This window comes from Bacillus sp. FSL M7-1020 (assembly GCF_038050415.1).
Taxonomy (GTDB): Bacteria; Bacillota; Bacilli; order Bacillales; family Bacillaceae_G; genus Bacillus_A; species Bacillus_A toyonensis.
In genome coordinates this window covers 41,600-67,542 of record NZ_JBBOTW010000003.1, presented here as the reverse complement: position 1 = coordinate 67,542, position 25,943 = coordinate 41,600, and the positions used below count along the sequence as shown (strand labels likewise).

Annotated in this window: 18 protein-coding genes and 6 pseudogenes; 8 read left to right on the top strand and 16 right to left on the bottom strand. The window is 32.6% G+C overall.

Going from position 1 to position 25,943, the window contains the following annotated elements; all coding sequences use genetic code 11:
* Positions 1–217: 217 nt before the first annotated feature.
* Positions 218–536, top strand: a pseudogene (locus tag MHB70_RS29035) (BCCT family transporter); the annotation flags it as partial.
* 159 nt (positions 537–695) lie between these two features.
* On the opposite strand, the pseudogene MHB70_RS29030 reads toward MHB70_RS29035, so the two are convergent.
* The 3 genes and pseudogenes from MHB70_RS29030 to MHB70_RS29020 all read right to left on the bottom strand — a co-directional run.
* Positions 696–824, bottom strand: a pseudogene (locus MHB70_RS29030) (IS200/IS605 family element RNA-guided endonuclease TnpB); the annotation flags it as partial.
* A 110-nt stretch (positions 825–934) separates the two neighbouring features.
* Complete coding sequence (locus tag MHB70_RS29025) at positions 935–2,815, bottom strand: ABC transporter permease (RefSeq protein ID WP_061529711.1); 1,881 nt, start codon at positions 2,813–2,815, stop codon at positions 935–937.
* Positions 2,802–3,569: an ABC transporter ATP-binding protein gene (locus MHB70_RS29020; RefSeq protein ID WP_061529712.1), complete on the bottom strand. Its 768-nt coding sequence runs from the start codon at positions 3,567–3,569 to the stop codon at positions 2,802–2,804. The genes MHB70_RS29025 and MHB70_RS29020 overlap by 14 nt, the downstream gene beginning before the upstream one ends.
* Positions 3,570–3,821: 252 nt before the next feature.
* Between MHB70_RS29020 and MHB70_RS29015 the strand changes: the two genes are divergently transcribed.
* The 3 genes and pseudogenes from MHB70_RS29015 to MHB70_RS29005 form a co-directional block, all read left to right on the top strand.
* Positions 3,822–4,496: a response regulator transcription factor gene (locus MHB70_RS29015; protein WP_061529713.1), complete on the top strand. Its 675-nt coding sequence runs from the start codon at positions 3,822–3,824 to the stop codon at positions 4,494–4,496.
* Positions 4,493–5,521, top strand: coding sequence for a sensor histidine kinase (locus MHB70_RS29010; protein WP_061529714.1), 1,029 nt, complete (start codon positions 4,493–4,495; stop codon positions 5,519–5,521). Before MHB70_RS29015 ends, MHB70_RS29010 begins: the two co-directional genes overlap by 4 nt.
* A 75-nt stretch (positions 5,522–5,596) precedes the next feature.
* Positions 5,597–5,759 (top strand): annotated as a pseudogene (locus MHB70_RS29005) (IS4 family transposase); the annotation flags it as partial.
* A 74-nt stretch (positions 5,760–5,833) separates the two neighbouring features.
* Here MHB70_RS29005 and MHB70_RS29000 read toward each other — a convergent pair.
* Positions 5,834–6,001, bottom strand: coding sequence for a hypothetical protein (locus MHB70_RS29000; protein ID WP_176548854.1), 168 nt, complete (start codon positions 5,999–6,001; stop codon positions 5,834–5,836).
* 490 nt (positions 6,002–6,491) lie between these two features.
* Entirely contained in the window at positions 6,492–6,659 is a 168-nt protein-coding gene (locus MHB70_RS28995; RefSeq protein ID WP_176545275.1) for a hypothetical protein, read from the bottom strand.
* Between the two features lie 140 nt (positions 6,660–6,799).
* Between MHB70_RS28995 and MHB70_RS28990 the strand changes: the two are divergent.
* The 3 pseudogenes from MHB70_RS28990 to MHB70_RS28980 all read left to right on the top strand — a co-directional run.
* Positions 6,800–6,895: pseudogene (locus tag MHB70_RS28990) on the top strand (monooxygenase); the annotation flags it as partial.
* A gap of 109 nt (positions 6,896–7,004) precedes the next feature.
* Positions 7,005–7,532 (top strand): annotated as a pseudogene (locus MHB70_RS28985) (hypothetical protein); the annotation flags it as partial.
* Between the two features lie 62 nt (positions 7,533–7,594).
* Positions 7,595–8,778, top strand: a pseudogene (locus tag MHB70_RS28980) (hypothetical protein).
* A gap of 755 nt (positions 8,779–9,533) precedes the next feature.
* On the opposite strand, the gene MHB70_RS28975 reads toward MHB70_RS28980, so the two are convergent.
* The 4 genes from MHB70_RS28975 to MHB70_RS28960 form a co-directional block, all read right to left on the bottom strand.
* Complete coding sequence (locus MHB70_RS28975) at positions 9,534–11,162, bottom strand: carbamoyltransferase family protein (RefSeq protein ID WP_061529715.1); 1,629 nt, start codon at positions 11,160–11,162, stop codon at positions 9,534–9,536.
* A 192-nt stretch (positions 11,163–11,354) separates the two neighbouring features.
* The gene (locus MHB70_RS28970; RefSeq protein WP_061529716.1) at positions 11,355–12,083 is read right to left on the bottom strand and encodes a 4'-phosphopantetheinyl transferase family protein; all 729 of its coding nucleotides are present in this window, start codon (positions 12,081–12,083) and stop codon (positions 11,355–11,357) included.
* 17 nt (positions 12,084–12,100) lie between these two features.
* Positions 12,101–13,057 carry a D-2-hydroxyacid dehydrogenase gene (locus MHB70_RS28965; RefSeq protein ID WP_061529717.1) on the bottom strand — a complete coding sequence of 319 codons (957 nt, stop codon included), beginning with the start codon at positions 13,055–13,057 and terminating at the stop codon, positions 12,101–12,103.
* An 11-nt stretch (positions 13,058–13,068) separates the two neighbouring features.
* On the bottom strand, positions 13,069–14,346 hold the full coding sequence (locus MHB70_RS28960; RefSeq protein ID WP_061529718.1) for an MFS transporter: 1,278 nt from the start codon (positions 14,344–14,346) through the stop codon (positions 13,069–13,071).
* 128 nt (positions 14,347–14,474) lie between these two features.
* Between MHB70_RS28960 and MHB70_RS28955 the strand changes: the two genes are divergently transcribed.
* A complete protein-coding gene (locus tag MHB70_RS28955; protein ID WP_061529719.1) occupies positions 14,475–15,716 on the top strand; it encodes a DNA glycosylase AlkZ-like family protein in 1,242 nt (413 codons plus the stop codon).
* A gap of 419 nt (positions 15,717–16,135) precedes the next feature.
* Here the strand turns inward: MHB70_RS28955 and MHB70_RS28950 are convergent, their stop codons facing one another.
* From MHB70_RS28950 to gntD, 7 genes are all read right to left on the bottom strand, one after another.
* Positions 16,136–16,879, bottom strand: coding sequence for a thioesterase II family protein (locus tag MHB70_RS28950; protein WP_061529720.1), 744 nt, complete (start codon positions 16,877–16,879; stop codon positions 16,136–16,138).
* Between the two features lie 28 nt (positions 16,880–16,907).
* On the bottom strand, positions 16,908–18,185 hold the full coding sequence (locus MHB70_RS28945; RefSeq protein WP_061529721.1) for a cytochrome P450: 1,278 nt from the start codon (positions 18,183–18,185) through the stop codon (positions 16,908–16,910).
* Between the two features lie 14 nt (positions 18,186–18,199).
* On the bottom strand, positions 18,200–20,071 hold the full coding sequence (locus MHB70_RS28940; RefSeq protein WP_061529722.1) for a non-ribosomal peptide synthetase: 1,872 nt from the start codon (positions 20,069–20,071) through the stop codon (positions 18,200–18,202).
* Positions 20,072–20,156: 85 nt separating this feature from the next.
* Positions 20,157–20,426 (bottom strand): phosphopantetheine-binding protein, encoded by a 270-nt coding sequence (locus MHB70_RS28935; protein WP_061529723.1) that lies wholly within the window; start codon positions 20,424–20,426, stop codon positions 20,157–20,159.
* 21 nt (positions 20,427–20,447) lie between these two features.
* Positions 20,448–23,699 carry a non-ribosomal peptide synthetase gene (locus tag MHB70_RS28930; RefSeq protein WP_061529724.1) on the bottom strand — a complete coding sequence of 1,084 codons (3,252 nt, stop codon included), beginning with the start codon at positions 23,697–23,699 and terminating at the stop codon, positions 20,448–20,450.
* Positions 23,700–23,703: 4 nt separating this feature from the next.
* Complete coding sequence (locus tag MHB70_RS28925) at positions 23,704–24,876, bottom strand: pyridoxal-phosphate-dependent aminotransferase family protein (RefSeq protein ID WP_061529725.1); 1,173 nt, start codon at positions 24,874–24,876, stop codon at positions 23,704–23,706.
* A 28-nt stretch (positions 24,877–24,904) separates the two neighbouring features.
* Positions 24,905–25,939, bottom strand: coding sequence for a guanitoxin biosynthesis L-enduracididine beta-hydroxylase GntD (gene gntD, locus MHB70_RS28920; RefSeq protein ID WP_061529726.1), 1,035 nt, complete (start codon positions 25,937–25,939; stop codon positions 24,905–24,907).
* Positions 25,940–25,943: the final 4 nt, after the last annotated feature.

The window sequence follows — 25,943 nt, the reverse complement described above, 5'->3', positions numbered from 1 at the left end:
TGAAACCAACGAACATTTCTTGGAGAGTGGATGCAATCTACATGGGATAATCATACATACCTGTCAATTTGAAATATTTTATTCACCCCTAAAACCATAATTTTCTTTTTCGGAAAATCTGAACCTTTTTAAATCTTGAGGATAGAATTTATAATAATAAATTCTATATTATGAAAATAGAAATAAAATTAGAAGAACTCAAGTCCGGGGTACCTAAATTGGGTTATTCGCTGTCATTTCGCATTTACCATTCTCAACATTTTTGACCATTACTGGACTAATTTTAGTCGCAACATTCTTCGATACCTCTGCTGATTCCGCGACATTTGTTGTTGCTATGCAAACAAGCAATGGTAACTTATCACCGAAAAACAGTTTGAAGCTTATTTGCGGATTAACAATTGTAGCTATTGCAGCCATTCTCTATTGTAGTCGCTCTTATGGTCACGTCGCTCTTTAAAGAATTACGAAATGAGAATATCATTACTCAAACAAAACAATCACCACAAAAAATAAAAAAATTATATAATGATTAGCACCTCTGCTTTCCTAGAGAGGTGCTTTTCTATTATTAGTTCCGGTGCAAAAAGATAATAAATAAAAAGGAATTGCCTGTTAAGTATTTAACTCAAACAGCTGGTTGATAAAAATATTTTGATTTTGTCCAAGTAATTTTTTCTAGAATTTTTCATTCATTCATGAATTCTAGCTATCTTTACTCGCTGTTTATTCCAGCGAGAAGACCCTTTAATTCTTCTAGAAATAACACACTGTGCATTTGCCAACTTCTCTTCTAATAATCGAATAAACTTCGGATTTTTATAGATTGATAATTGTATTTTTGGAACATGTAAATTAACTCACAGTTCACTGTGCATCTAGTTTTGCTAAATAAACATGGACCACCTCCCGATATTTTAGAGGTGGTTTATATTTATTTATTCACAATTCTATTATATGAATTAACGGTTAACACGTAGTAAACAAAGTAGATCACACCATACGTTGTCATAGCGTATATAAATGAAATGATATCTTGCTGTATGTCCATGCTATATTTTAATACTATAGACATTGTTAACATGCCTGCATTCAATATGCCAATGATTAACGGAAGAAGAAATATAAATAACGTTTGTTTTGCTATCGTAGTTCGTATTTCTTTTCTATTTACACCGATTTTTCGTAAAATTTCATAACGATTTTTATCTGAATGTGCTTCTGTTAGCTGTTTGAAGTAAATAACACTTCCTGTTGCCACTAGTAAAACTAATGCTAAAGAACTAACTACAAAGATTTTCATCCCTGTAAGTGCCTTTAGTTTTTTATACCATTCATAGAATGTACGCATATGCGTATCCTGCCCAGCTAATTTCATTAATATCTTAGATGTTTCTTCTGTTGTTTTCTCATCTTCCACTTTATAAGCTTTATATGTGATTGGACTGACTTGTTTTGCAACAAGATTAAACATCGCATCGTCAACGACAATATATAAAAGCTCCGGTCCAGAGGTTAGTTGTATCGATTTTTTTTCGAGTTTCTCGAGTTTAAAAGTATAATTCCCCTCAGGTAGCTGAATATTCACTTGTTGTCCCGTGAAATTAGGAACTGGTTGGTTAATAAGGTATTTTTTAAATGCGATAGCTTGCTCACTAGCTAGTTTTGGTATATCCCCTAATTTTAGAACTTTGTTCATTTTATGAAATCCATTTTCTGAGATCAAGTTAACGGAAACATCATCTTTATCTTCGAATGGTGCTGAAGTACTCCCTTTCACTTGAATAACCGGGATATCTAATTGTGCTATAATCGGATGATCTTTGTCTTTTGAAATAACCCGTTTGATTTGATTGTCAGATGTTTCGTCTTTTGAAAGATGAATATAGCTAAAAGGAGCTGTTCTATGAGCATCTTTTTCAGTGATTGCATATTCAGAGAAACTCGCTTGAAGATATGGAAGTGCTGCTGTAATTAGCAATGCGATAACTGTAAGCATAAGGGCATTTCCTTTTACACGGTACAACAAGTGAGATGTTCCAATGATGTTAATTCCTTTATAGTAGTTCGGTTTATTTTTTTGTGCACGTTTTAGCAAATACACAGTCAAAGAACGAAATAATAAATACGTTCCAATCGCAACAAGAGGCATAGAAAGCATTGCTGCCCCTTTAAATATAAGCCAATAACTACTTACTAGTAAAATGATTGAAACTAAGGCAGAAACGATAGATGCTTTCGGTACTTTCTCCCCTTTTTTATCTGCTTGGAATAATTCAATTAATTTAAAGCGATATATTAAAAGATACGACTGAAGAGATGTAAAAATTGTAATGACCGTAAATGTAATAGTGGTATTCATAATCGCTTCCATTGGAATACTAAAACTAACATCCACCGGAGCACCTACGAGCTTAAGGAGCAACATAATAAACAATCTGGATAATATGATGCCTAATACGAGCCCGCATATTAAAGTGATAGCTCCGATAATTACATTTTCAAAAAACAGCATTCTTGCGATGATTTTTTTTCTCACTCCAAGTAGCGAGTACAGACCTACTTCTTTTTTACGTTTTTTCGTGAAGAATGCATTAGAATATCCGATGAAAACTGCTACAAATCCTATTAAAACGAAAGAGGTCTGTGACATTGTATCTTCCATATTATTAACGGCGTTTTTAATCTCTGGTGTATATAATAGTGAGTTGAAAGTGTAACAAATTAAAACGCTCACCACCATTGAGAAAAAATAGAGAAGATAGTTATTTAAATTCCCTTTAATATTTTTCTTCGCTAAACTAAATAACGTCACTTGTACCACCTCCAAGAATGGACAATACATCTAATATCTTCTTGAAAAATTCTTTGCGGGTAGAATTACCCTTTACGAGTTCGGTGAACAGAGTCCCATCTTTAATAAAGAGCACACGTTTACAATAACTAGCTGCAAATGCATCATGTGTTACCATGAGGATGGTGGCTTTATCTTCTTGGCTTAAATTTTGTAAACTCTCCAATAAGTCTGCTGCCGATTTTGAATCGAGTGCTCCAGTCGGCTCGTCAGCTAAAATTAAGCTGGGTTTAGATACCATTGCTCGTGAAGCAGCTGTACGTTGTTTCTGCCCTCCTGAAATTTGATACGGATATTTATCTAAAATGGAATGAATGCCAAATCGCTCTGAAATTTCGTTAACTCTGTTTTCTATTTCTTGTACATTCATTTTTGCTAGTGCAAGTGGCAGCAAAATATTATCTTTCACTGTTAACGTATCTAATAAATTGTAATCCTGAAAAATGAAACCGAGTTTATCCCGCCTAAATGCAGATAATTGTTCTTCTTTCATGTTTAGTATGCTTGTTCCATCAATTAAAATCTCACCGGTTGTCGGCTGATCTATGGTCGCCAAAATATTTAAAAGTGTGGACTTCCCGGCACCCGAAGGTCCCATAATTCCAACAAACTCACCTTCGCGAACAGTTAAATCAATATCATGTAATGCAGTAAACGTATTCCCTTTTGCTCCATACATTTTTTTAATTTGTTTTGCGTCTACTATTAACTTCATATATATTTCCTCCATTAAAGAAGTTATTTTCTTTTACAGGCTTTATTCTATATGATGTAACCCTTCAATAACCTTACAATTGTTTAGGTTAACCTTACAATTTTGTCACCTTACAACAAATATCCCTTTTTCCTTTATTTTTCCCACTATAATGTGATATAGACGATTATGTCATCTTAATTTCATGCAGCAGTATGAACACGTAACATATAACACAAATTATTATTAATATAAGATTTTGGGGGAATAACTATGAAAATAATGATTATAGAAGACGAAAAAACAATTAGAGATATGTTGGGAGAGACAATAGAAAAATGGGGATTTACTACGGTAAAAGTTGAAGATTTTGACCAAGTATTATCGATATTTTTAAAAAATAATCCTCACCTTGTACTAATGGATATTAATTTACCATCATTTGATGGATTTTACTGGTGTAATAAAATTAGAGAAACTTCAAAAGCGCCGATTATTTTTCTTTCATCTCGTAATACACCAATGGATATGGTGATGGCAATGAATATGGGCGGGGATGATTTTATTAATAAGCCGTTCCACACAGATGTTTTAATGGCAAAAATTAATGCGCTCTTGCGTAGGACGTATACGTATATAGAAGAAATAGAGTTAAATGTTATTGAGCATGATGGAATTGTGCTCAACCTTAAAACCTACAATGTGTCTTATGTGGATGAAGCCGTTACACTAACTAAAAATGAATTTATTATTTTAAAACTTCTCATGCAAAATAAAGGAACAGTTGTGAGCCGAACAAAGATAATGCGCAGTCTTTGGGCTGATGAAAGATTCGTGGACGAAAACACCTTAACAGTTAACATTACACGGATACGCAAAAAAATTACTGACCTCGGTAAGGAAGGCTTCATTACTACTAAGAAAGGATACGGGTATATCATTTTATGAATTTTTTTCAATATATAAAAGATAAACGATTCTTTTTCATACTGTACTTCATATTCATGTTGTTTATTTCATTAATTATGGTTGTAAATGATAGTCGGAATCTCGTGATTAATAATCTGTTCTATACTCACGTTATTTGTTTCCTTTTCGTAAGTCTGTATATTACTATTGGATATTATTATAGGAGATCTTTTTACCTGAAGCTAAATAACATAATAGAAAACCAAAAGGAAGACTTTCCTATAGAGTTGATTGCACCACAAAATTATGAACAAGCTTTATATGTCAAAATGATAAAAGTAGTACGAGATAATCATTCTAAGCAACTTCAAAAGTTGATTCACGAGAAAATAGACCACCAAGATTTTATTATGTCTTGGGTTCACGAGGTAAAGCTTCCAATAGCCGCAAGTAACTTACTCATTGAGAACAGTACGGGAAAAACAGTAGATTTTCTTGTAGATAAGTTTGAAGATGAGCTGTACAAAATTGATAATTATGTGGAACAGGCTCTTTACTATTCACGGATTGACTCGTTTTCAAAAGACTATTTCATTACAGATGTACAGTTAAATCAAATCATTAAACAAAGTGTAAAAAAATATGCCAAAATTTTTATCACGAAACGAATTCACTTTCATATGGAGGAAGTACAGAAATTCGTTCAAAGTGATAGTAAATGGCTTGCATTTATCATAGACCAAATTACTGCAAATGCTTTAAAGTATGTAAATGAAGGTGGAGATATTTTTTTCCGTTTTGAGGAGGATCATAAAGAAAAACGATTGCTTATTCAAGATACAGGCATTGGGATAAAGCAAGAAGATATACATCGTGTGTTCGAAAGAGGATTCACAGGTTCTACTGGAAGAACATATACAAAATCTACTGGGATGGGACTGTACCTTGTAAATCAAATGGTTTTGAAATTGGGACATGATATTTCTATTCAATCACAAGAAGGAAAATATACAAGTGTTACTATCCATTTCCCCAAAATAAGAAATTACTATCATTTTCTATGAAGAGTAGACCAGGAATGCCTTTAGAATAATCTTAAAAATTATTAAAGTATTTCTATATGTATAAAGAGTTACCCCATACAGAAAGACACCCAAAGGTTATCAAAAGTTCTAATTCGCCTATTTTAATCTCCTACAGCAAAAAGGGCGAAAAACTCATCAATATGAGAAGAAAACAGTCTTTGATATATTAGGTGTCGTTTACGATTGTACCATGCTTGATAATCAAGCGGAATTTTAATTAAAGAAGATTAGTTTTAACATATACTAATTACACAAGAATTAATAAGGAAACAAGGAACGGTTCTGCTTTTATTAAACCGGAAAAACTTCAATTTTTGTTGGATGTGAAAACCTACGTTCTAATTCTCTTTTAATTTTATTTACAGCAAAAACTTCTGAGGAGGCATGAACTTTAGCTACCTTTTTTATAGCAGTATTACCTGTGACTAAAATATAACTTACCGAATACAATGAAATCATATATTCACCCTTTCAATGTAACATGTTGATATAATATATGATCCTTATCTTAATCCTATGAAAGAAATATATATTTCTTAAAATATGCTTTTTTTAAACCGGTGCTAACTTTCTCGTAATCATTATGATTATTAGAAGTATTTAATACAGTTATGACTTTAAATTTCACAAAATTAATGTAAAGATGCCTTTTTAATTTATAGCATATACTTAACTAAATAGTAATGAAAAAAAGCCTCTTTTCACGTTGAAAAGAGGCTTTTTACCGTATCATATTAAGTTATTTGGGTACTAGTAATAGTAAGTAATGTACTGGGATACAATTTATTTACTATGCAATTAAGTATAACATGTATAAACCCTAAAAGGCTGTGTCAAATTTACGAATAAATATAATATCAAAAATAATTATAGCTAAGCAAGTACTAAAGTTAAACTATTTTCATATTTCTGCAGTTGACTAAAATTCAAGTGAAACTTTAAATTGAGACTAATTATCCAATGTTCTTACCTCTTCGGGAGTATCTTTGTATTTTTTATTTTCTTTCAACAATCTATAAAACTCACTTTTTAATATATTTTTTTCGCGCTCTAGTTTCTTTTGATGCTTAGTTAATTCATTTATACGCTTCGCTCTTTCTTGTATTTTTAAATACATACTTATAGCCTCCCCCATTAAGTTATGTTTAAATATATGAAGTTTTTGTACAAAAGATACGGTGAAATTGTTTGTACAAAGGAAGCTTTTTTCTGGTGGCTAACAAATTAAAAAAATTCTTTTTGAACTTTACATTAAAAATAACATATTTACTTCAAGTTACTTTTCTGTTTGAAGACCCTTTTGGTGCAAAAATGGAAAAATATTTTTGGGATTTAGCAAATAGCCTTAAAGAATAAAAAAGATTCCATTGGAAAATATGGACCGAGAATCGAGAGACAAAAGAAGCTAGAGCATCTATTTAAATTCAATAGATTGTACTATGTAATAGAACCTATTATTAATCTAAAAGGAGATGAAGCTTTAGGTAAAAAAGAAGCAAATGAAAAGGTAAAGACATTAGGAGCTGGTGGTGGTACAGTTTCTGTAGGTAATAGCAATATGGGCGACTTCTTTTATACTGGTTTTTATACTGGTTCTTATACTGCATATTTGAATCATGGACATGTTGGTATGTACTATAGTTCAAATACAATAGTAGAATCTGTTCCAGGCGATGGTGTTCGTACACTTAGCACAACAGCTCGAAAAGTCGATAAAGGCGATGCTGTTGTCAAATCTGTAAATACTTCTTGGCAAAATAAAAATGATGCTGCATGGTGGGCGAAAGATCGTGTAGGTAAAGACGGATATTCTTATAATTTCGCTACAAATAGAAGTACTACTCATTATGGAGCGAAAAATTGTTCGAAACTTATTTGGTCAGCATATAAGCTTAATGGTGGTTTAGACTTAGATAAAGATGGTGGAGCTGGCGTATATCCACGAGATGTTCGTGATGCAAAACAGACATCAACAATTCGAAATATCTAATAGAAAGAAGTGCAGCAAATATATTTGTTGCACTTCTTCTTGTAAGAAAGGAAGATATCATAATGAAAAAAATACTATTTGCAATTTTAGGTGTAATTGTGGTTACAGTATTAGTCTATTACTTCTTTTTTAGAAACTCAAATGTGGATTTAATATCGGAGGAAGATGTTAAAAAAATTATTTTTTAAAGGATAAGCAAGCTGTGATATACCTTTCTTCTACAGCTGATCAAGACATGGATGGTAAGGGTATTAGTTATGCCGTGTTTATTAATAAAAATGGCCAAGCAAGTGGTTATAAAATGAATGGCTTAGAACTTGGTGGCATAGGAATATCGGATAATAAAAAAGAACTTTTATTAGAAAGTAAAGATAAGCTTAAAATTGTAGGAGAAAACTTTAAAGAGTTTAAGATGAAATACCAACATACAGGAGATTACAGAGCATATTTAAAGAGCAGTGACTTGTTTGTAAATATCTATAATTCTGGTAGTAATCCTGATACTGGAGAATATGATTCAAATGTTGTATATGGTAATAAAATAGGCATTCAAAAAGGGAATATTCCACATTACCTTATGAGCGCTGGAGTGGATGAAGAAACTATTTTGGTCATGACTCATGACATAGATAAAAAAGAATATAGTTTGAAAAAGTTAGCATTTAATGATTTAAAGATGAAACTTGAAGATGTTACAGAAATTAGTTTAGATAAAAACATGTCATATTCTAGTTATTCTTCTATTTTAAGTGATTCAAATTCTTACTATACGATTTTAGTTGAAAATGATAATACAGTTAAAGGTAAAGTTTATTTGTTTCGTATCAATAGAACAACATTAAAACAGGAATTAATTTTGTTGTCTTCCGAAGAAAACACTACAGCTTCAATACCTTTTACCAAAAATAATTCCGCTTATCTACATAATAATGAACTATATTTTATAAATGGATTAGGCAATGTTATGGCGTTTAATACACAGACAAATACTGTAAATACTAAATTTAAGATTGATTATAACGAAACTGATGGAGTTAGATATAATGAGCAAACCTTCTTCCAAGGAAACCAATTACATGTCTTAAGATATGATAAAAATCGGAAAAATAGTTATTATATAGAAGTTTATTCTTTAAAAGATGGTAAAAAAATTAAAGAAACTGAAATTAGTGGTATGGAAGAAATTTTCAAATCTGTCCGGGGAGGGAAATCAATCCATGCATATGATTTTAAAGTGTTAGATTAAAAAATTAAATAAGTAATCTAACAAGATTTTTTCGCCCGTGCCCCTTTCGCAAAGGATGGGCGAAAATCCCCTAATTATAATCGATTGGATATTTTTCATTAAATATTATGGTACGTGAAATTTTATATCACCTTGTTATAAAAGCTCATAGATTTACACCTATGAGAGCTACCAAAGGGTATTTAGACTTTCGACTCCATTCTATTTTAACAGGTTTTCTCCATACATGAGAAACATAATGAACCAAAAACTGACGATCAACCTTTGCTGAAAGGAAATACGCCCTTCTCCCATTTTACATGCCCCTTTTCTCTAAAACTTTTTATATGTTAAAATATTGAGGAAAGAAATCTGCGAATTTCTTTCTCAGGCGGTCACTCATGACTTTGCTCTTTGTTTGCTTTTGCAAATGAAGAGCTTTTATTTTGCATACCTCGCTTCACCATATCAAAAAAGAAAATTGAACGTTAAGGGACATTTATTTATAAAATATATGTTATGAAAGAGGATCAAACTAAATATTATCAATTGCTCCCTCAAGTTTTGTCGCATCCTTGATCATTACGAAAAAGGTCGCACCCCCTGCGACTAACTCCACAAAATCAAGTAATAAACAACTAATTAAAATTTCATAAATTCAAAAATAATAAACGATTCTTCCGATTAAAGAAAGTGTCCTCTAATAAATCATGAATAACATGAATTATTAGAAGACATTTATGAAAAACATTTCTAGAAAGCCAAAAAATAAATTTTTATTTTTTACTTATCAGATATCCATTAATAGCTAAATAATCTATATCAGTACCTAAAAAACACTTTAAAGCGTCATGTGGGCTCTCAACAATAGGTTCACCATTATCATTAAAGGATGTGTTTAAAAGTACTGGGACTCCAGTTATTTTATAATATTGCGACAATAACTCATGAAGTTCAGGGTTTAATATTTTCGATACAGTTTGAACTCGTCCAGTCCCATCAGCATGAGTAACTGCAGGGATTTCTTTTTGTTTTTCTGATAATATTTGAGGTACTAGTAACATATAGTAAGAAGGATGAGCTAATTCAAAATATTCACCCTGTTTCTCTTCTAATACTATAGGCGCAAAAGGTCGAAATGCTTCTCGATGTTTTACTCTAGAATTTAAAGTGTCTTTCATATTCTTTCTTCTTGGATCAACTAAAATACTCCTGTTTCCTAATGCACGAGGTCCTATTTCAGACCGTCCATTAAACCATGCTATTATATGTCCTTCAGTTATTAAATTCGCTACTGTTTCAATATACTCTTTAGGCTTTATAATATTAATATGACTACCATGAGCTTCTAATGCTCTTATGACATCATTTTCAGAATATTCTTTACCGAGATATGGAGAAAAAGGGTGCAATGATGTTTCACGCGGTTTCTTTGCTAATACATGCTGACCATAAAGAGCTGCACCAATGGCTGTGCCAGCATCTCCACTTGCAGGCTGAACATATATAGCTTTGAAAGGTGTATTCTCTAGTATCTTTTTATTTGCTACACTGTTCAAGGCTACACCACCAGCTAAACATATATTATTACATCCTGTCATTTCATAAAGAGAATTACAGATTGTTATCATGATTTTTTCCAAATGAAACTGAGCAGCAAAAGCAATATCTGCGGTTGCTTGGAATCTATCATTTGCAGATTGGATTATCCCTCTAATAAATGTAACCATTTCTAATTTTTGCTCATGAGACTGTTTAAAGTTAAAGCCAGTTATACTATAAAATCTATTAAACTCAGTAACATAAATATCTCTACCATATGGGGCTAACCCCATTGTTTTTCCTTCTTCTAAAAAGCCGAAACCTATCTCTGCTGTAACTCTGTAATAAAACCTACCGATTGAGTTCTCAAAAAGTGACCAACCAGACACTGGATTCTCAATCCCCTTACCATTAACTTTTCCGATTTCTTGAATTTCAGTTCCCTTTCCATAATATAAAGTTATTGTTTCATGAATATTTTTCGACTCATCTACTAACGTACCAATTCCATCTACTACTAGTATAGCCGCTTCATTGAATGGTGATGTAAAAAAGGTGCTTGCTGCATGTGTTAAATGGTGATTAACCATTAGAATTTCTTTTCGAAAATCAGGCAAATAATCTGAATTTATTAAATCATTACTTATAATAAGGTCTAAATCTTCAAGTGTTAACGATGCCTCTGTTAGACAATAGTTAATAGCCCTTCTCTCCTTAATCATTGGAGTAACCGTCAAATCACTTTCTAAAGAATACTTTACTCGTGTAAGTCTCTCATCTTCAATAGAGCAAATTAGTTTACCATCTTTTATTACAGTCGCAGAAAAATCATGCTCAGATCCACCGATTCCAAGAATATTCATAATTTTATCCTCCAGTTTGTATAGAGATTTTATTTTCTTATTAATTTTTCAGTTTCATATATTATGAAAACAACGTTAACTTTCAATTTTTAACAAACGGTATTATTAAACCTAATTATTTTTCTATGAATTTGATATATAATCGTTAGATTTCTATTGGTACATAATTTTCATTTATCATACAAAATAATTTTAAATAAAGCTCCCTTTAGTGTTACATATTTGATTGAATAGTCTCATAACATTTTGGTATTCAATCAATTTAATTTGATTAGCAAAACTAGAGCTTGTACTGCAAACAGCTAGTTTATAATCCTGGTCAATGTTATATTGAGTAAAGTTATATGGTAGTATATGACCTTTTAAATCAATTATACTTATAGACTCTGTATTCTTCAGAATCGAGAATGAATGTAGCGGAATGGATAATCCCATCCCAATACACTTGATATAACTTTCCTTTAATGTCCATAACTCAAAAAAAGAATTTGAGATTTCTGCTTTTTTAATATTATTTATATATAAATGCTCGTTCGATGAAAAAAATTCTTTAGTGTACATCTCATAATCCAATTCCTCTTTTATTAATTCGATATCGATTCCCACTGGCTTTCTACCAAATGAACCTACCACCCATTTACCAGAGTGAGAAATATTATATTCCAGTTGAATATTAGAATAAACATACGGTTTTCCAAAAGTATTATATCCAAAAATCAAATCTGAATTATTACATTTCAACATTTGACATAATATAACCCTAATCAAAGCTTGACTAACTAAACCACGGTACTTATCATTTTCTAGTCTATATTTTTCAATTTTCCTTCTTTGTTTAGAAGTTATATTATTTAATATCAAACTCGATTCCTCATAAGACATTTTTTGAGGAATTTTAACAGCAAAACTTTCAATTATCATTGCTATACACCTGCTATTTAATAATGTTTTTCTAAATCAACTTGATTTATCATCATATTATTTTTATTTCTTGAAAAACAGTGTAGATTATGAATTAGAATTTTAGTTACCCGATTAAAGAAAAATGGAGATGAATCGGATATATGTGGTGTAATCATTACATTATCCAACTCCCACAAAGGATGATTTTTAGGTAAAGGTTCATTTATAAATACATCAAGAACCGCACCTCTAATTTTTCTTTCTTTAAGTATAGATATCAACGCCTCTTCATTAACAATTTCCCCTCTAGATAAATTTATAAGATATGAAGTTGTTTTCATCAAATCTAACTGGTCTTTAGTTATTAAATTTTCAGTTTTTTTAGTCAGTGGAATAGTGAGGATTACAAAATCTGATGTCGATAACAATTGATCCAATTTATCCATTGAGCCATTCCAATCAAAATAAGGAATAGCTTTACCTGTAGTATTTATTCCGTTAATTATTGTATTAAATGGTTGCAGCTTTTTAGCAATTGTAGATCCAATTGCTCCTGTACCAATAATGCCAATTACCTTCCCTTCTAACTCTTCTGCTAAGAGTGAATTATCCCATCTCCTCTCTTTTTTTAAATTATAGTAATCATAAAAATGTTTTGTTAATTGTAACATTACACCAATTGCGTATTCAGCCATTGGTATTGCATGTACCCCACGTGAATTTGTAACTATTACATTTTTTTGCTTTAATTTATCAAAAGGAAGTGAATCAACACCAGCACTTAAAGTGTGGATCCATTTTATATTTTTAAAATTATTCAATACTTGTTCAGTCATCTCATGTCCAAAGCCTATAATTACCTCCGCTTCCTTTTCAGACATAGAAGCATGTTCTATATCTGAAAAAAATTTAAAATTAATATTTTTAAAAGTACATTCAATTAAGTTTCGACTTCTTTCATCTAACATTGTGCCGAAAACTATTTTATTCATATATACCACCTTTACTCTACAGTTTTAGATAAAACACCATCTTCTTTTATTTTTGATAATTTAGCTTTCTCATATAACCGTTTACTTAGTAGAACAGGAGTAAGTACAAGAACAACAATTCCACTTACAGCCCCCGCAATTAGCATGCCTTTTAACGTAAAAGATGCTAAAAAGACACCACTTAATCCAAATCCAATAGAATGGGCAGCAGTGATTAGGCTAAACCCTTCTGATTTTCTATCAATTGGTATCTCATCTTCTACTGCCTGAGAACGAACAATCATTAATGGTGCTGTAAAAGTTCCAATTACAATTAATGATGGAATTAACACTACCCATGATTCACTTATATATAAACCTGAACACCCTAACACAAGTGCTGCGAGCATTATACATGCTTGCGAAAATTTAGAAAATCTTAACTTATTTTCAAACGCTGCATAAATAAGCCCACTAATAATACTAAAAACAGCAACAATTCCTATAAGAAGCGCAGCAGTATTAGCGCTCCAACCAAAAGATTGAGCGATCGGAAACGCACCTGTTTCCGCAGTTCCTAAAGCATGACCGAAAGCAATACTAACTAAAACCCAAAATATATAGCGTGGATTTAACCAAAGACGCTTAGGAGCAGCAAATGATTCTGTTACATTAGATTCGTTTTCCAGCTTATTTTCTTCCGAATCACTAGCAAGACTATAGGCTAGAATAGCTGATAGTAAAGATGCAACCACCATGGTTAAGGCTGCACCTGGCTCCCACAATGTCGCTACAAATGCAACAACAAGTGGTGCTGTAACAACAACAACCTCAATAACTGTTGCATCAATAGCTATCGCTGATGGAATTAATTTTTTATGAATAATTCGACTTAGAAGTGTACGAAACCCCCCTGGTGCCCCAGCTAAAAAAGCACCAGAAATCCCCGCTAATATTATTAAATATACTGATGGCAACTTCAAAGAAGTTGCAATAGTTAGACAAATGAACGTTACACTACTACCTATTAACAAAAAAAGCAATCCCTTTGTTACTCCCATTTTATCAACAAGACGCCCGCCTGGAACTGCAAAGAAGGTTAAGCAAATAGTATACGCAGTAACCATTAAACCACCAATGGTGTGTCCTCCCGTCACATAGTATCCAATAATTACAAAAGCAAGTGATGTCATAAGAGATGGTGCTCTCATGAGTTGTATTGCAAGGGACCATTGAATATATTTTTTATTCCGAATTAGTCCCCTCTTTGAAAAATCGTTATCATTTTTTGGGGTTGTTGCAGTTGTCATTACTTCCACTCCTCTTTCGTAAATATAAAAATTTTAATCTCGATTTCGATGTTGACTTCTAATATTATCCATCATAGACTGTATGTGTTAGAATTTATTATTTATTTTTCAAGAAAATAGGGGGAAATATGAATACATACAAATTAGCTGTTGATAAAACTACTATTAAAAGATTCTTACTCCAAAAACAAGGTCTTTGGAATCAATTAGAAATTCAGCCTTCTGCAGATTCAGATACCACACTATCAATTATTCGTAAACTAGAGTGTATACAATTAGACCCAGTTGCAGCAGTTGAAAGAAATCATCATTTAGTCCTTCATGCAAGAAATACCCACTATCAAAACCAACATTTAGAAAATCTACTTTCTACAAGAGAAGTCTTTGAATATGTTGCTAATGCAGCATGCATTATACCTATGGATGATTTTGCGATATTTGAGCCTATAAGAGAGTATTATGGTTCTCATATACATAATTCGACTCAAAACCTTGAACCTGTAATGGAAAAGATTATGACCAGATTACTAAAAGAAGGTCCCCTTCCTTCCCGTTCATTTCAATCAATTACACGTGTAAAAGGATATTGGGACACTACTAAAGCAAGTACAAAGGAAACTACATTAGCGTTAAACATTTTGTTTGATCTTGGTAAAATAACAGTGGCAAATAGAATTGGAAACGAAAAATTTTTTGCTTTGTCTGAAATAAACATCCCCCAAAACCAACTTTTCAAATCTCAAAAAATTGACAATGATGAAGCAAAAGAAGCTTTGATTCAGAAATATATGCGGGCCTATAGAGTATTTGATTTTGAAGACCCACGTTTTGGTTGGTATAAAACAACCGCAAAAGAACGTAAAAATATTTGTGACGTTCTACTAAAAAAGAGAGAGATCCTTCCCTTACAAATAGAAGGAGTCAATAGACAATATTACATATTAAGTCAGGATCAAGAGTGTTTAACAAGTTTAGGTTGCAAAAAAAATGCTATCTCTAGTTCAAATTCAATAAAATTTTTACCCCCGTTAGATAACCTACTTTGGAGAAGGACACGCCTAGAAGATATTTTTGATTTTAGCTACAAATGGGAAATTTACTTTCCAGCATCGAAGCGTAAATTTGGATATTATGCTATGCCTATTCTATATGGAGACTCTATAATTGGTAGAATTGATCCTAAATATATACGTGACGAAAAAACATTATCTATCCGCTTACTTCAACTAGAAGATCATATAAAAATTAATAAAATGCTCCTTAGATCTCTTGAAGACGGATTGCGAATTTTCAAGAATTTCCATAAAGCTAATCATCTCATAATAGAAAAAACACACCCTAAGTCTTTATTAAATGAACTTCATTTATAAAAGGATAAGTGGAATCCCAATTTTAAGATTACGGGTTCCACTTATTTTTTACCTGTTTCCCACAGAAGACTCCTTCCACAATTTGTGTGAAGGTATGCTAGCACCAGGAGTGCGGCTCGAGATGAATGTCAAAATGTTTGCTACCATATACTTAGACAGATTGCTCTTTGCAAACTTAAGATTTGAAGTTGGTTGCATAAAAATCGTTACTATCATATAATCTTCAACATTCTCATCCCACGCTTGCCGAAGTTGTGAAAGTCAAGTTGAAGTAGGAAGCGTGATGAGTCAATGTACAAGACACTTAAGTTCTCAGCGTAGGAACTACGGAGCAATCCTGCTCAAATCACTAGTAGATACATCATTATTTACTGGAATCACCACTTAAAAAATCTCGTCAAGGTATTAAGCAAGTTGGTTCAAATTACTAATTTTGATTTAATTAAATTAAATAATTCTTCTGGTCCCTCTAAAAAACTATAATGATTTCCTAAAAGAGTAACAAAATCCGTATCGCCACATTCACTCCAGCCTTTCATATCGTTTGGATTTATCTCAGCATCATCATTCCAACCAACAGCTGTGATTTGGCAATTTAATTTTGTTATATCTATTGGCTTGTACTTTTTATTTGCGTCAACATCCTTCCGTAAAACCCCAAGATTAAGTTCAATTAAATCTGGAATTGGTGCACCCCCCATTTGAATAATGAGATGCTTTAACTCCTCGTACAATTCTACATCTGACATTGTTAAAAATCTCCCCTGTGGACCATCATGCGGGGCCACTTGTGATGAGATAAATAGATGAGAGGGCATTGGCTGCCCATTACGAATCAATTGCAATGCTATTTCATAACAAGGTAATGCGGAGCCACAATGTCCAAAAAACGCAAATGGTCGATCAAGATAAGGCAATAAATTAGGAATTACTTGTTCCGCTAATTCTTCATATGAAGAGTATGATTCCTCTATATAACGATTCTCTCTACCAGGTAATTGTACTGGGCATACTTCTATATCTCCAATAAAATATGGCCATTGGCGATACATACTAGCCCCACAGCCTGAATAAGGAAGACAAAATAACCTTGCTTTACTAGTAGCTGATGGCTCCCTAAGAAACCACTTGTTCATTCTCTTTAATCTGTCAACTCCGTTCATTACGGTCACCCCTCATTTTAATTAAGCATTATATATATTTAAGATCTAGTTTTGAAGTTATATTATTTCTAGTCTTTAAATGTCCTTTAATAGGTAAAGTTTTGAATCCTGCAATAAAATTTGATGCCAAGTGTTCTTCCCTACCAGCAAATTCAAAGGCTTCAAATTGGTTAAATAATTCTTCAAATAAAATTTTAATCGTTTGACGTGCTGCAGGATGGCCAACACAATAGTGAGCACCTTTTCCAAACGCTATATGTGGATTATATTTTCGTCTAATGTCAAATTTAAATGGATCTGTAAAAACGGCTTCATCCCGATTTGCTGACCCTATCCACGCAACTACTGCATCACCTTTTTTAATCTTTGTACCGCGGATATAAACATCTTCTAAAGCATATCTCATAAAATGACTAGCTGGAGATGACCACCGTAATGCTTCTTCCACACCAGTTGCAATTAAATCTGGATTATTTGCCCAATCTTCATAACTGTTTGTTTCAATTAATGTATATAAGGCACCTGATGGAACATGAGGTGTAGTAACATTTGCACCTAATAACAGACTATAGCAGTTGGCTAAAACGGCCCCTAAATCCATTGGCTGTCCATCAATTTTAAGTTTAAGAAGAATACCAAGTACTTCATCATCTTCCCATTCCTTCTTTTCATGAATAATATCTTCGAAGTAGGCAAATATCTCTCTATGTGCTTTATGTAAAGAGGCTTTTGTTCCTTCAGGAAGCTGATATTTTGGGTCATCGGGCGCTATTGCCATAGCTGTCAAATGTGTTAATTTAGGCCAATCACTAGCAGGTAATCCTAAAATGGTACCGGCAACTGCAGTTGAAAGAGACATCATAGCTGAAGCAAAGTCTATCACTTCCCCATTAGCAGCAGGTTCTAGTAATTTACGGATTTCATTACGGATAACATCTGAATATTTTTTTAGTGTACGCGGTTTAAAACCCTGCTGGATTGGTCTTCTCATTTGTGTATGTCTTGGAGGATCTGTAGCAGTCATCTGTCTCTTTCCTGCTGGATCATCAGTACCCAGTAGATTTAATAATGTCCCCCTCTCGGATGTAAATAATGTGTGATCACTTAATACCATAGCGACATCTGCATGTTTTGTAACAGACCAAAATCCTAACCCATCATTAACATTTTGCCAATGTACCGGAGCACGCTCACGCATAGCATGCCATATTAAGTGCACATCACCATGACTATGTAAATATGGATCCGATAAATTAAAATCCTCAATAACTACTCCTACAGAATCGGTAGGTCTGGTTAATCTCATAAAAATTCCCCCTCTTATTTAACGAAATTTTCAAACTCAATGGTTTTTGCCAAACCTTCAATTGTTGGATTTAAATATATATTTCTAGAATGAATAGGAACTTTTTTATCTTCTCTAATTTGTGAGATTAATTGAGCAACAATCAAAGAGTGTCCACCAAGTTCAAAAAAATCATCTTTTACTCCAACTGGCTCAACTTTTAACATTTCACCCCATAAATTTGTTAAGTATAACTCAATTGAATTGGTTGGGGGAATATATTCATTCTCCAAATTTCTAGGCTTTCTTAAAGTTGTAGGTAGTGCATTTCGATCAACCTTCCCATTCATTGTGAGAGGTAAATTTTGAATAATTGAGATTACCCAAGGTACCATATAAAATGGTAATTTCTTCTTCAAGTATACCTGAAGGCTACGTGTTAAAGATATATAATCGCAATTTTTAGTTTTTGGAATAACATATGCTATTAACCGCTTATCATTTTCAATATTCTGAACAACAACTACGGCATCCATTACTTCATCATGTTCTTTTAATGTCATTTCAATTTCATTAGTCTCTACTCGATAGCCGTTTATTTTAACTTGTTGATCTTTTCTGCCTATAAAATCAATAGTACCATCATTATTCCATCTCGCTTGGTCGCCGGTATAATACATTCTCTCTCCGTAATTTTCAGAGAAAGGATTCGGTATAAACTTACCCGCAGTCTCTCTCGATCTTCCCAAATAACATCTCGCTAGTCCTTCTCCTCCAGTATATAGGTCTCCAATTTCCCCAATTGTAACTGGTGATAAATTAGTATTAAGAATATAGACTGTAGTACCATTAATAGGCTTTCCAATTGGTATATTACCCTGAATGCTTTTCTTATTATTTACTGACCAAGTAGTAGTAAAGGTTGTATTCTCCGTAGGACCGTAACCATTCGTAAATATAATATCCGAATTGGTATCAAGTAATTGATTCACATGTCTAGCAGAAATCACATCCCCACCTGCTAAAACATGTTTAATATCTTTAAAAATACTAATATTAGTATCTATCATTAAATGAAATAATCCGGATGTTAACCATAATGTATTAATTGAGTCACGTTCAATTATTGTTTGGATTTCCTCAGAAGTGACTTCTTGATGTGAGTAAATAACCAACTTTCCACCATTAGTCAACGTTCCCCATATTTCTAAAGTAGATGCATCAAAAGCAATTGGTGCCAATTGTAAAAATACTGTATCTGATCCTAGTAATAAAGATTCTTCACCTTTAACTAGTCTTGTAATTGATTGATGCGTTATACATACACCTTTTGGTTTACCAGTAGTACCAGAAGTATAACTAATATAAGCAAGATTGCTCGGAGTTATAGAACGTTCTGTAGATATTAGCTTTTTCGAACGAATCCTTTCCAAATCGACATCAATATTTATAGTCGAAATGTCTTCTCTTATACCATCTAACTTATTCAAGTGGTTTCCGGTAGTAATAATAATACTCGGATTCGCATCTTTAATAATATAATCTAACCTTATCGTTGGAATATCCGGTTCTATTGCTAAGTAACATCCTCCAGCTTTTAAAATTGAGAGAATTGAAACAATTGTTTCAATTGATCTGTGGGTAAGCACAGCAATTACCGTTTCTGGTCCACTCCCTTTATCAATTAGGTCTTGTGCAAAGCTATCTGTAATTATGTCTAATTCATGATAAGTAAGGCTTTTTCCATTACAAGTTAACGCTATTGACTTTGGTGCTTTTAATACCTGTTCCTTAAATAACTCATGTACACATTTTTGTGGAGTACGGGAATTTACTAATCCGTTCCACGCTTGATTTAGAAACAAATTATAGTTAGACTCATCAGAAATTCTATTTGTCCTATTCATCATTGACCCTCCTTTTTATTATATTGTGCATTTTTATTAGACTTACTTGTCTATCACATTTATTTACCGTTAACTCATTCTTTTTTCATTTTTTTATTTCATTACTATCTACATTCTCTATTTCCGCTCGCAATTGATAAATTCTTTCGGCTAAACTTTCAATACTAGAATTGTCAAAAAAAGTAAGTAATGAAATATTTACTTTAAATGTTTCTCTCATCTTAGTTACAAGTTGAGCTGCCATTAGTGAATGACCACCCAGATCAAAAAAATCCTCTTGTGTTGATATTTCATTTTTTTTAAACGCCTCTAACCACATGTCTTTGACAATATCTTCAATATTTCGATAATCCAAACTAATTCCCCCTTTATTATTTCAATTCAATAACAACTCATTAATATAACTTTCGGGATTCTTTATAATGACTTCAAGAATATGTGAAAATCGATTTATCATCAGATATACTCGTTCTTTAGATATTAAATCCGAGTTATAATTTACGTTTAAATAAAGACCATCTTTTCTCTGTTTTAGCATCCAAGTTAAATCGAATTTAGAAAATCCTGTATCCACATCATCAAATTCATAAATATTCAAACCTTTAAAGGAAACATTTTCGAGTGGGTCTTCTTCCAGCAATAAGTCAACTTGAAATAGTGGATTTTTCCCTTTTTTACGCTTCGGCTTCACTTTTTGAATAATAATATCCAACGGTACTTCCTGATATTTATATCCATCTAGTGCAGTTTGATTCACTTGTTTAAGAAATTCACTAAACTTCATTTCTTCTTTAATTTCACTTCTTAGAATTATTGTGTTAACAAAATATCCAATTAATTGATCAAACTGTTTCACAATTCTACCCCCGGCAGTTGGAACACCCACCGACAAATCTGATTGTTTTGTGTAGCCATACAACAAAATTTTAAAGGCAGATAACAAAATTATATACATGGTTGTTTTGGATTCCTTTGAGTATTTTTTAATTTCATTCTGCAAGTCATACCCTAAATTATATCTAATAGTTTTCCCAGTATAACTTAATTGATTACTATTCTCTTTTCGATCACCCAATTTTAAGTAGTGGTCCGAACCACGAAGTTTAGAATCCCAATATGCAATTCCATCTTTCATCTCTTTGTTTTGTAAACTTTCCTTTTGCCATAAGGCATAATCAAAATAATTATACTCTAAATCTGGTAAAACTACATTTTGTTGTTCGAGAATAGCTGTATAATAGATACCCAGTTCTTTCATAAATATGTCGAGTGACCAGCCATCAAATATAATGTGATGGACATTAAACATGATAATATGTTCAAATTCAGCTGTTTTTATTACATATGTCCTCAGTAATGGTCCAGATTTCAAATCAAATGTTCTTCCAGCTTCAAGTTCCATATACTTTTCTAGTTCAATTTGTAAATCAGGTCCCTGTAAATTCGTCAAATCTATAATGTTTAGTGGGATGGACATACTTTTGTTCACAATCATTACTACTTGTTCATTAATCAAATCAAATGTACTTCTAAGAGGAGGATGCCTGTTTACCACTTTATTGAGAGCTTTTTTTAAAACTCCCACATTTAAATTCCCTGAAACTTTAAACTTCCATGGTACATTATATAATGCTTTACCAGATAAGAATTGATCCATAAACCATATTCCATTCTGAGAAATCGAAGTTAAGAACGCTTCTGTTCCCCCCGTTTGACTTTCCAATAGTGTTTGGTTTAATTTTCTTCTCTCCTTAATTTCTTCTATATTTAAATTATTTTCTCCCCTTCTTCTCTTACTATTTGTAAGGATGTCGGCTAAATTACTAATGGTTCTACTTTTTAGGATTTGATCAGGATGGATATCTATCTTAAACCTATCCCTTATTCTTGCTACGATTCGGAGTGCAAGAAGAGAGTGGCCTCCTAAATCGAAAAAATCATCTGTGCAACCTATATTTTTAATGCCAAATACTGATTGCCAAATTGAAAGTAACTCTCCTTCATCAAAATTTTTGGGAGCAACATATTGAGAAAGATGTTTTTCTTCTGTATCACTCATTCTTTTTAATACCGCTCGATCAATTTTTCCATGTAATGTTAATGGTATTTCCTCTATATATATTAAAGAGGATGGAATCATATATGGAGGTATTTGAGTAAGAAGATAGTCTCTCCATTCACTTATTGATAAAAATTCATTACTACTTGAAACCATATAAGCTGTTAATACTGTATCCCCTTGCTTATTGTTCAGCCCAATTACAACTGATTTTTTAATACTCGGGTGACTTTCTAGTACTTTTTCAATCTCAGCTGGTTCAACGCGATAGCCTCGGATTTTTAATTGATTATCTATACGTCCAATAAAATCAACATCCCCATCCGGAAGATATCTACCTAAATCACCAGTTTCATACATTCTATCTCCATATATCCCAGAATAAGGATTAGGTATGAATTTTTCAGCTGTTAAGCTAGGTTTATTCACATAATAGGATGCTAGTGAATCTCCACTAATATATATATTTCCAATCTCTCCTGTAGAAACTGTTTCAAGATGTTCGTCTAATATATAAACATTAGTGTTTGCAATCGGCTTTCCTATTGGCATTCTCCATTCACTATTACTATTTAGGGAAAGCAGGCTATCATCCTTAGGATCACAATGATAATACGTAGCTGTAGCTGCTGATTCTGTTGGGCCATATACATGTATCAATTTAATGTTTTGTTGACACCATTTTTGATACTTTTTGTATAAAAGACGTTCTCCTCCAGTTATTAACAACCTAAGTGAGGATGGTAAACAGTTACTGTTATCATCTATATATTCAACGAGTTCATGCCATAAAGGTGTGACTAATTCACAAACAGATACCTTTTGATTATTTAAACTTTTTAATAATTCACTTATGGAAGGGGGTGAGCTGTTTGTGATTTGAAAAATGATGGTACTCCCAGTTAATAAAGCTGGATATAATTCCTCTAGTGCCGCAGAAAAACTAACAGATGCTACTTGTAAAAAGCGATCGCTCGGTAATAACTGGAAATGATTTGATGCTGTTTCAGCTAAATTTAATATACTTTGATGAGATAATAGTATTCCTTTTGGTTGTCCTGTAGATCCAGAAGTGTATATAATACAAGCACCCTCATTTTGATTTAAGTTTTCTTGAATTACATTCACTTTTTCTTTAGTTTCAAACAAACTTGAGTCTATCTCAATAATTTTTACTTTTCCCCCATGGAAACGTGAGGCAAGGTCAGAAGTAGTAATAATTATTTCTGATCCAGAGTCCTTAAGCATATAGGATACCCTTTCCAGTGGATAATGATGATCCACTGGAATATATACGCCTCCAGCCTTTAAGACACCAATAATTGATATTACATAATTTCTAGATTGTGGCAAATAAATTAACACTCTAGATCCGGTAACTACTCCATTGTCTTTAAGAATCTTAGCCATTTGATTAGCTAAACTATATAATTCTTCATAATTTGTTTCACCACCACTATCAACAATTGCTATTTTATTACTGTATTTCATAGCAATGTGATCGAATATGGTATGGATAGTTCTGCGAGTCTGATTTGGTAAAGAAATACCATTTTTATATTTATTCATCTTTTCACCCTTTTGACATCATAGTAATTGTGGATATATTAGCAAATACTTGTTGAACTTTCTTTATTGCTTCTCCAAGAATTACACTAGAATCGTATTCTACCAATAATGCTTCAATCGCCGAAATTGTAGCAATAATTTCAAACGGGTCCATATAACCACAATGACCAATTCTTATGATTTTATCCTTGTATACACCTGCACCATCTGTTATCTGAATACCAAAACGTCTGGATAAATCTTCAACAAAATCCTCTGCACTTAAGCCTTCTGGTAAAAATGCAGCTGTAACTGCCGAACAAACTTCCTCTGTTTCAATAAGTAACTTTAAGCCCAAAGCCTTCATACCTTCTCTAGTAGCTTTACTCAATACTGCATGTCTATTGTAGACATTTTCAAGTCCCTCATTAAGGATCATTGTTGTGGCCATATCCAACTGAAATATTAAACTAATAGCTGGCGTAAATGGGGTATGCGGATATTTTTCTTGGCTAAATTTTTTTGATTTTCCCCAATCAAAATAAAACCTTGGTAAAGTTGCAGACCGGTGTGCTTGCCATGCCCTCTGACTTACACTAACAAATGAGATCCCAGGTGGAGTCATTAAAGCTTTTTGGCTTCCAGACACCACAACATCTATGTTCCATTGATCTGTTTTTATCTCACTTACGCCTACACCAGATGCAGCATCTACAATAGTTAAGGTTCCTTTAGCTATTTCTGATAACCTCTCAATATCATTCATCATTCCTGTCGAAGTTTCACAAAAGACACAAATAGTAGCAATTATATCTTGATTAAGAGATAACTTATTCGCCACCGCTGTAAAATCTATTTCTTGTCCAAAGCCACATTTAATTTCTTCCACTATAACCCCATAAGCTTTACATATTTCTATCCATCTTTCTGCAAAAAAACCATTGTTAATAATAAGAACTCTGTCCCCGGAAGAAAACAAATTTTGTATTGTACTTTCACAAGCTCCGGTAATACTTGAAGAAAAAATTAAGATGTCGTTATTTGTGTTAAGAATTTCTTTTAAATTATTTAACAATCGAGAAAATAAAATACCAAATTCCGGGGTGCGCTCATCAATCATTGGTTGCATACCAGCATGAATGACTTCATTCGGGATTGGAGTCGGACCTGGGACCATTAGTCTTTTTTTATATAACATCATCTTCCCCCTACGTTTAAAAAGTTTTTTAAAAAATCACTCTATTCTCTGGACTTATTCGAAAATCTCTAGATTTTCGAATATCTCTTGTAATGTTTAATCTTTTAAGCCAGCGATCAGTTCCATCAAATCTAGCCTTAAATGGGTTTCTACCATGTACAACTTTATAATTATCTAAAAATATAATTTCTCCGGGTTGAATAGAATAGCCAGCGATTTTTTCATCAACTTGCTTCACTATTTCGTTAAAAGCATTATTCGCTTCTATGTCATCCAATACATCATCCATAAAATATGGATCCAGCCTTAAATATGGATTTTTAGGATCACCAAAGAGAATTGAAACCTTTTCCGGTGATGTATTCAGTTTGTTTATTCTATCGTAACTACGTCTTAATACCTCTTCAGATACAGGTATTTCTTTACGTATTTCTCCCCTATTTTTTTCGAGATGAGATTCATCTGGTCGAATAACATATCTTCTCTCAAATAATTTTTCTTTTGTTGCTTCATCCAATTCTAAATTGTCAATTGATGCATAAGTTGTTTCAACATTATCTGGATTTCGTAAACACATTAAACCTAGGTAATCAGTCCGATATGGATGGAAAGCATCCTCTGTATGCCAAGTTAATAGTACTTCACTACCAGCACCAAGTTGCTCTAATTCATATCCTTTTACAGGCAAGATATCATGCATTACATAACCTTCTTGTTGAGTAGCCCATGCGATAGGATCTGCTAATAGGCATGAGCATAAATAAAAATAGATATCCTGTTGGATTGTCGGTGATTTATCTGGTTTATTCTCCCAATGAGATGGTGTTTGTCCAAGCTCTATATCGTTTATTGGGAATCCTTTTATAAGAAAGATTCCTTTACCAGTCTCTAATAATCTAAATCTATTAACCTCACTCCGTAATCTTCTAGGAAGTTCTTGTGCATAAATACTAGCTTCTAATAGAAAATCTTCATCTTCAACAGATGGATATTTAGAAGAAAGATCGTTCACAATCTTCATTATTGATTTAATTTCTTCACTAGTTAACTCTATACTATGCATACAA

Coding starts and splice junctions, on each gene's coding strand:
- MHB70_RS29020 (WP_061529712.1), bottom strand. CDS start 3,569: ATGAAGTTAATAGTAGACGCAAAACAAATTAAAAAAATGTATGGAGCA.
- MHB70_RS29015 (WP_061529713.1), top strand. CDS start 3,822: ATGAAAATAATGATTATAGAAGACGAAAAAACAATTAGAGATATGTTG.
- MHB70_RS29010 (WP_061529714.1), top strand. CDS start 4,493: ATGAATTTTTTTCAATATATAAAAGATAAACGATTCTTTTTCATACTG.
- MHB70_RS29000 (WP_176548854.1), bottom strand. CDS start 6,001: ATGATTTCATTGTATTCGGTAAGTTATATTTTAGTCACAGGTAATACT.
- MHB70_RS28995 (WP_176545275.1), bottom strand. CDS start 6,659: ATGTATTTAAAAATACAAGAAAGAGCGAAGCGTATAAATGAATTAACT.
- MHB70_RS28975 (WP_061529715.1), bottom strand. CDS start 11,162: ATGAATATTCTTGGAATCGGTGGATCTGAGCATGATTTTTCTGCGACT.
- MHB70_RS28970 (WP_061529716.1), bottom strand. CDS start 12,083: ATGATAATTGAAAGTTTTGCTGTTAAAATTCCTCAAAAAATGTCTTAT.
- MHB70_RS28965 (WP_061529717.1), bottom strand. CDS start 13,057: ATGAATAAAATAGTTTTCGGCACAATGTTAGATGAAAGAAGTCGAAAC.
- MHB70_RS28960 (WP_061529718.1), bottom strand. CDS start 14,346: ATGACAACTGCAACAACCCCAAAAAATGATAACGATTTTTCAAAGAGG.
- MHB70_RS28955 (WP_061529719.1), top strand. CDS start 14,475: ATGAATACATACAAATTAGCTGTTGATAAAACTACTATTAAAAGATTC.
- MHB70_RS28950 (WP_061529720.1), bottom strand. CDS start 16,879: ATGAACGGAGTTGACAGATTAAAGAGAATGAACAAGTGGTTTCTTAGG.
- MHB70_RS28945 (WP_061529721.1), bottom strand. CDS start 18,185: ATGAGATTAACCAGACCTACCGATTCTGTAGGAGTAGTTATTGAGGAT.
- MHB70_RS28940 (WP_061529722.1), bottom strand. CDS start 20,071: ATGAATAGGACAAATAGAATTTCTGATGAGTCTAACTATAATTTGTTT.
- MHB70_RS28930 (WP_061529724.1), bottom strand. CDS start 23,699: ATGAATAAATATAAAAATGGTATTTCTTTACCAAATCAGACTCGCAGA.
- MHB70_RS28925 (WP_061529725.1), bottom strand. CDS start 24,876: ATGTTATATAAAAAAAGACTAATGGTCCCAGGTCCGACTCCAATCCCG.
- gntD (WP_061529726.1), bottom strand. CDS start 25,939: ATGCATAGTATAGAGTTAACTAGTGAAGAAATTAAATCAATAATGAAG.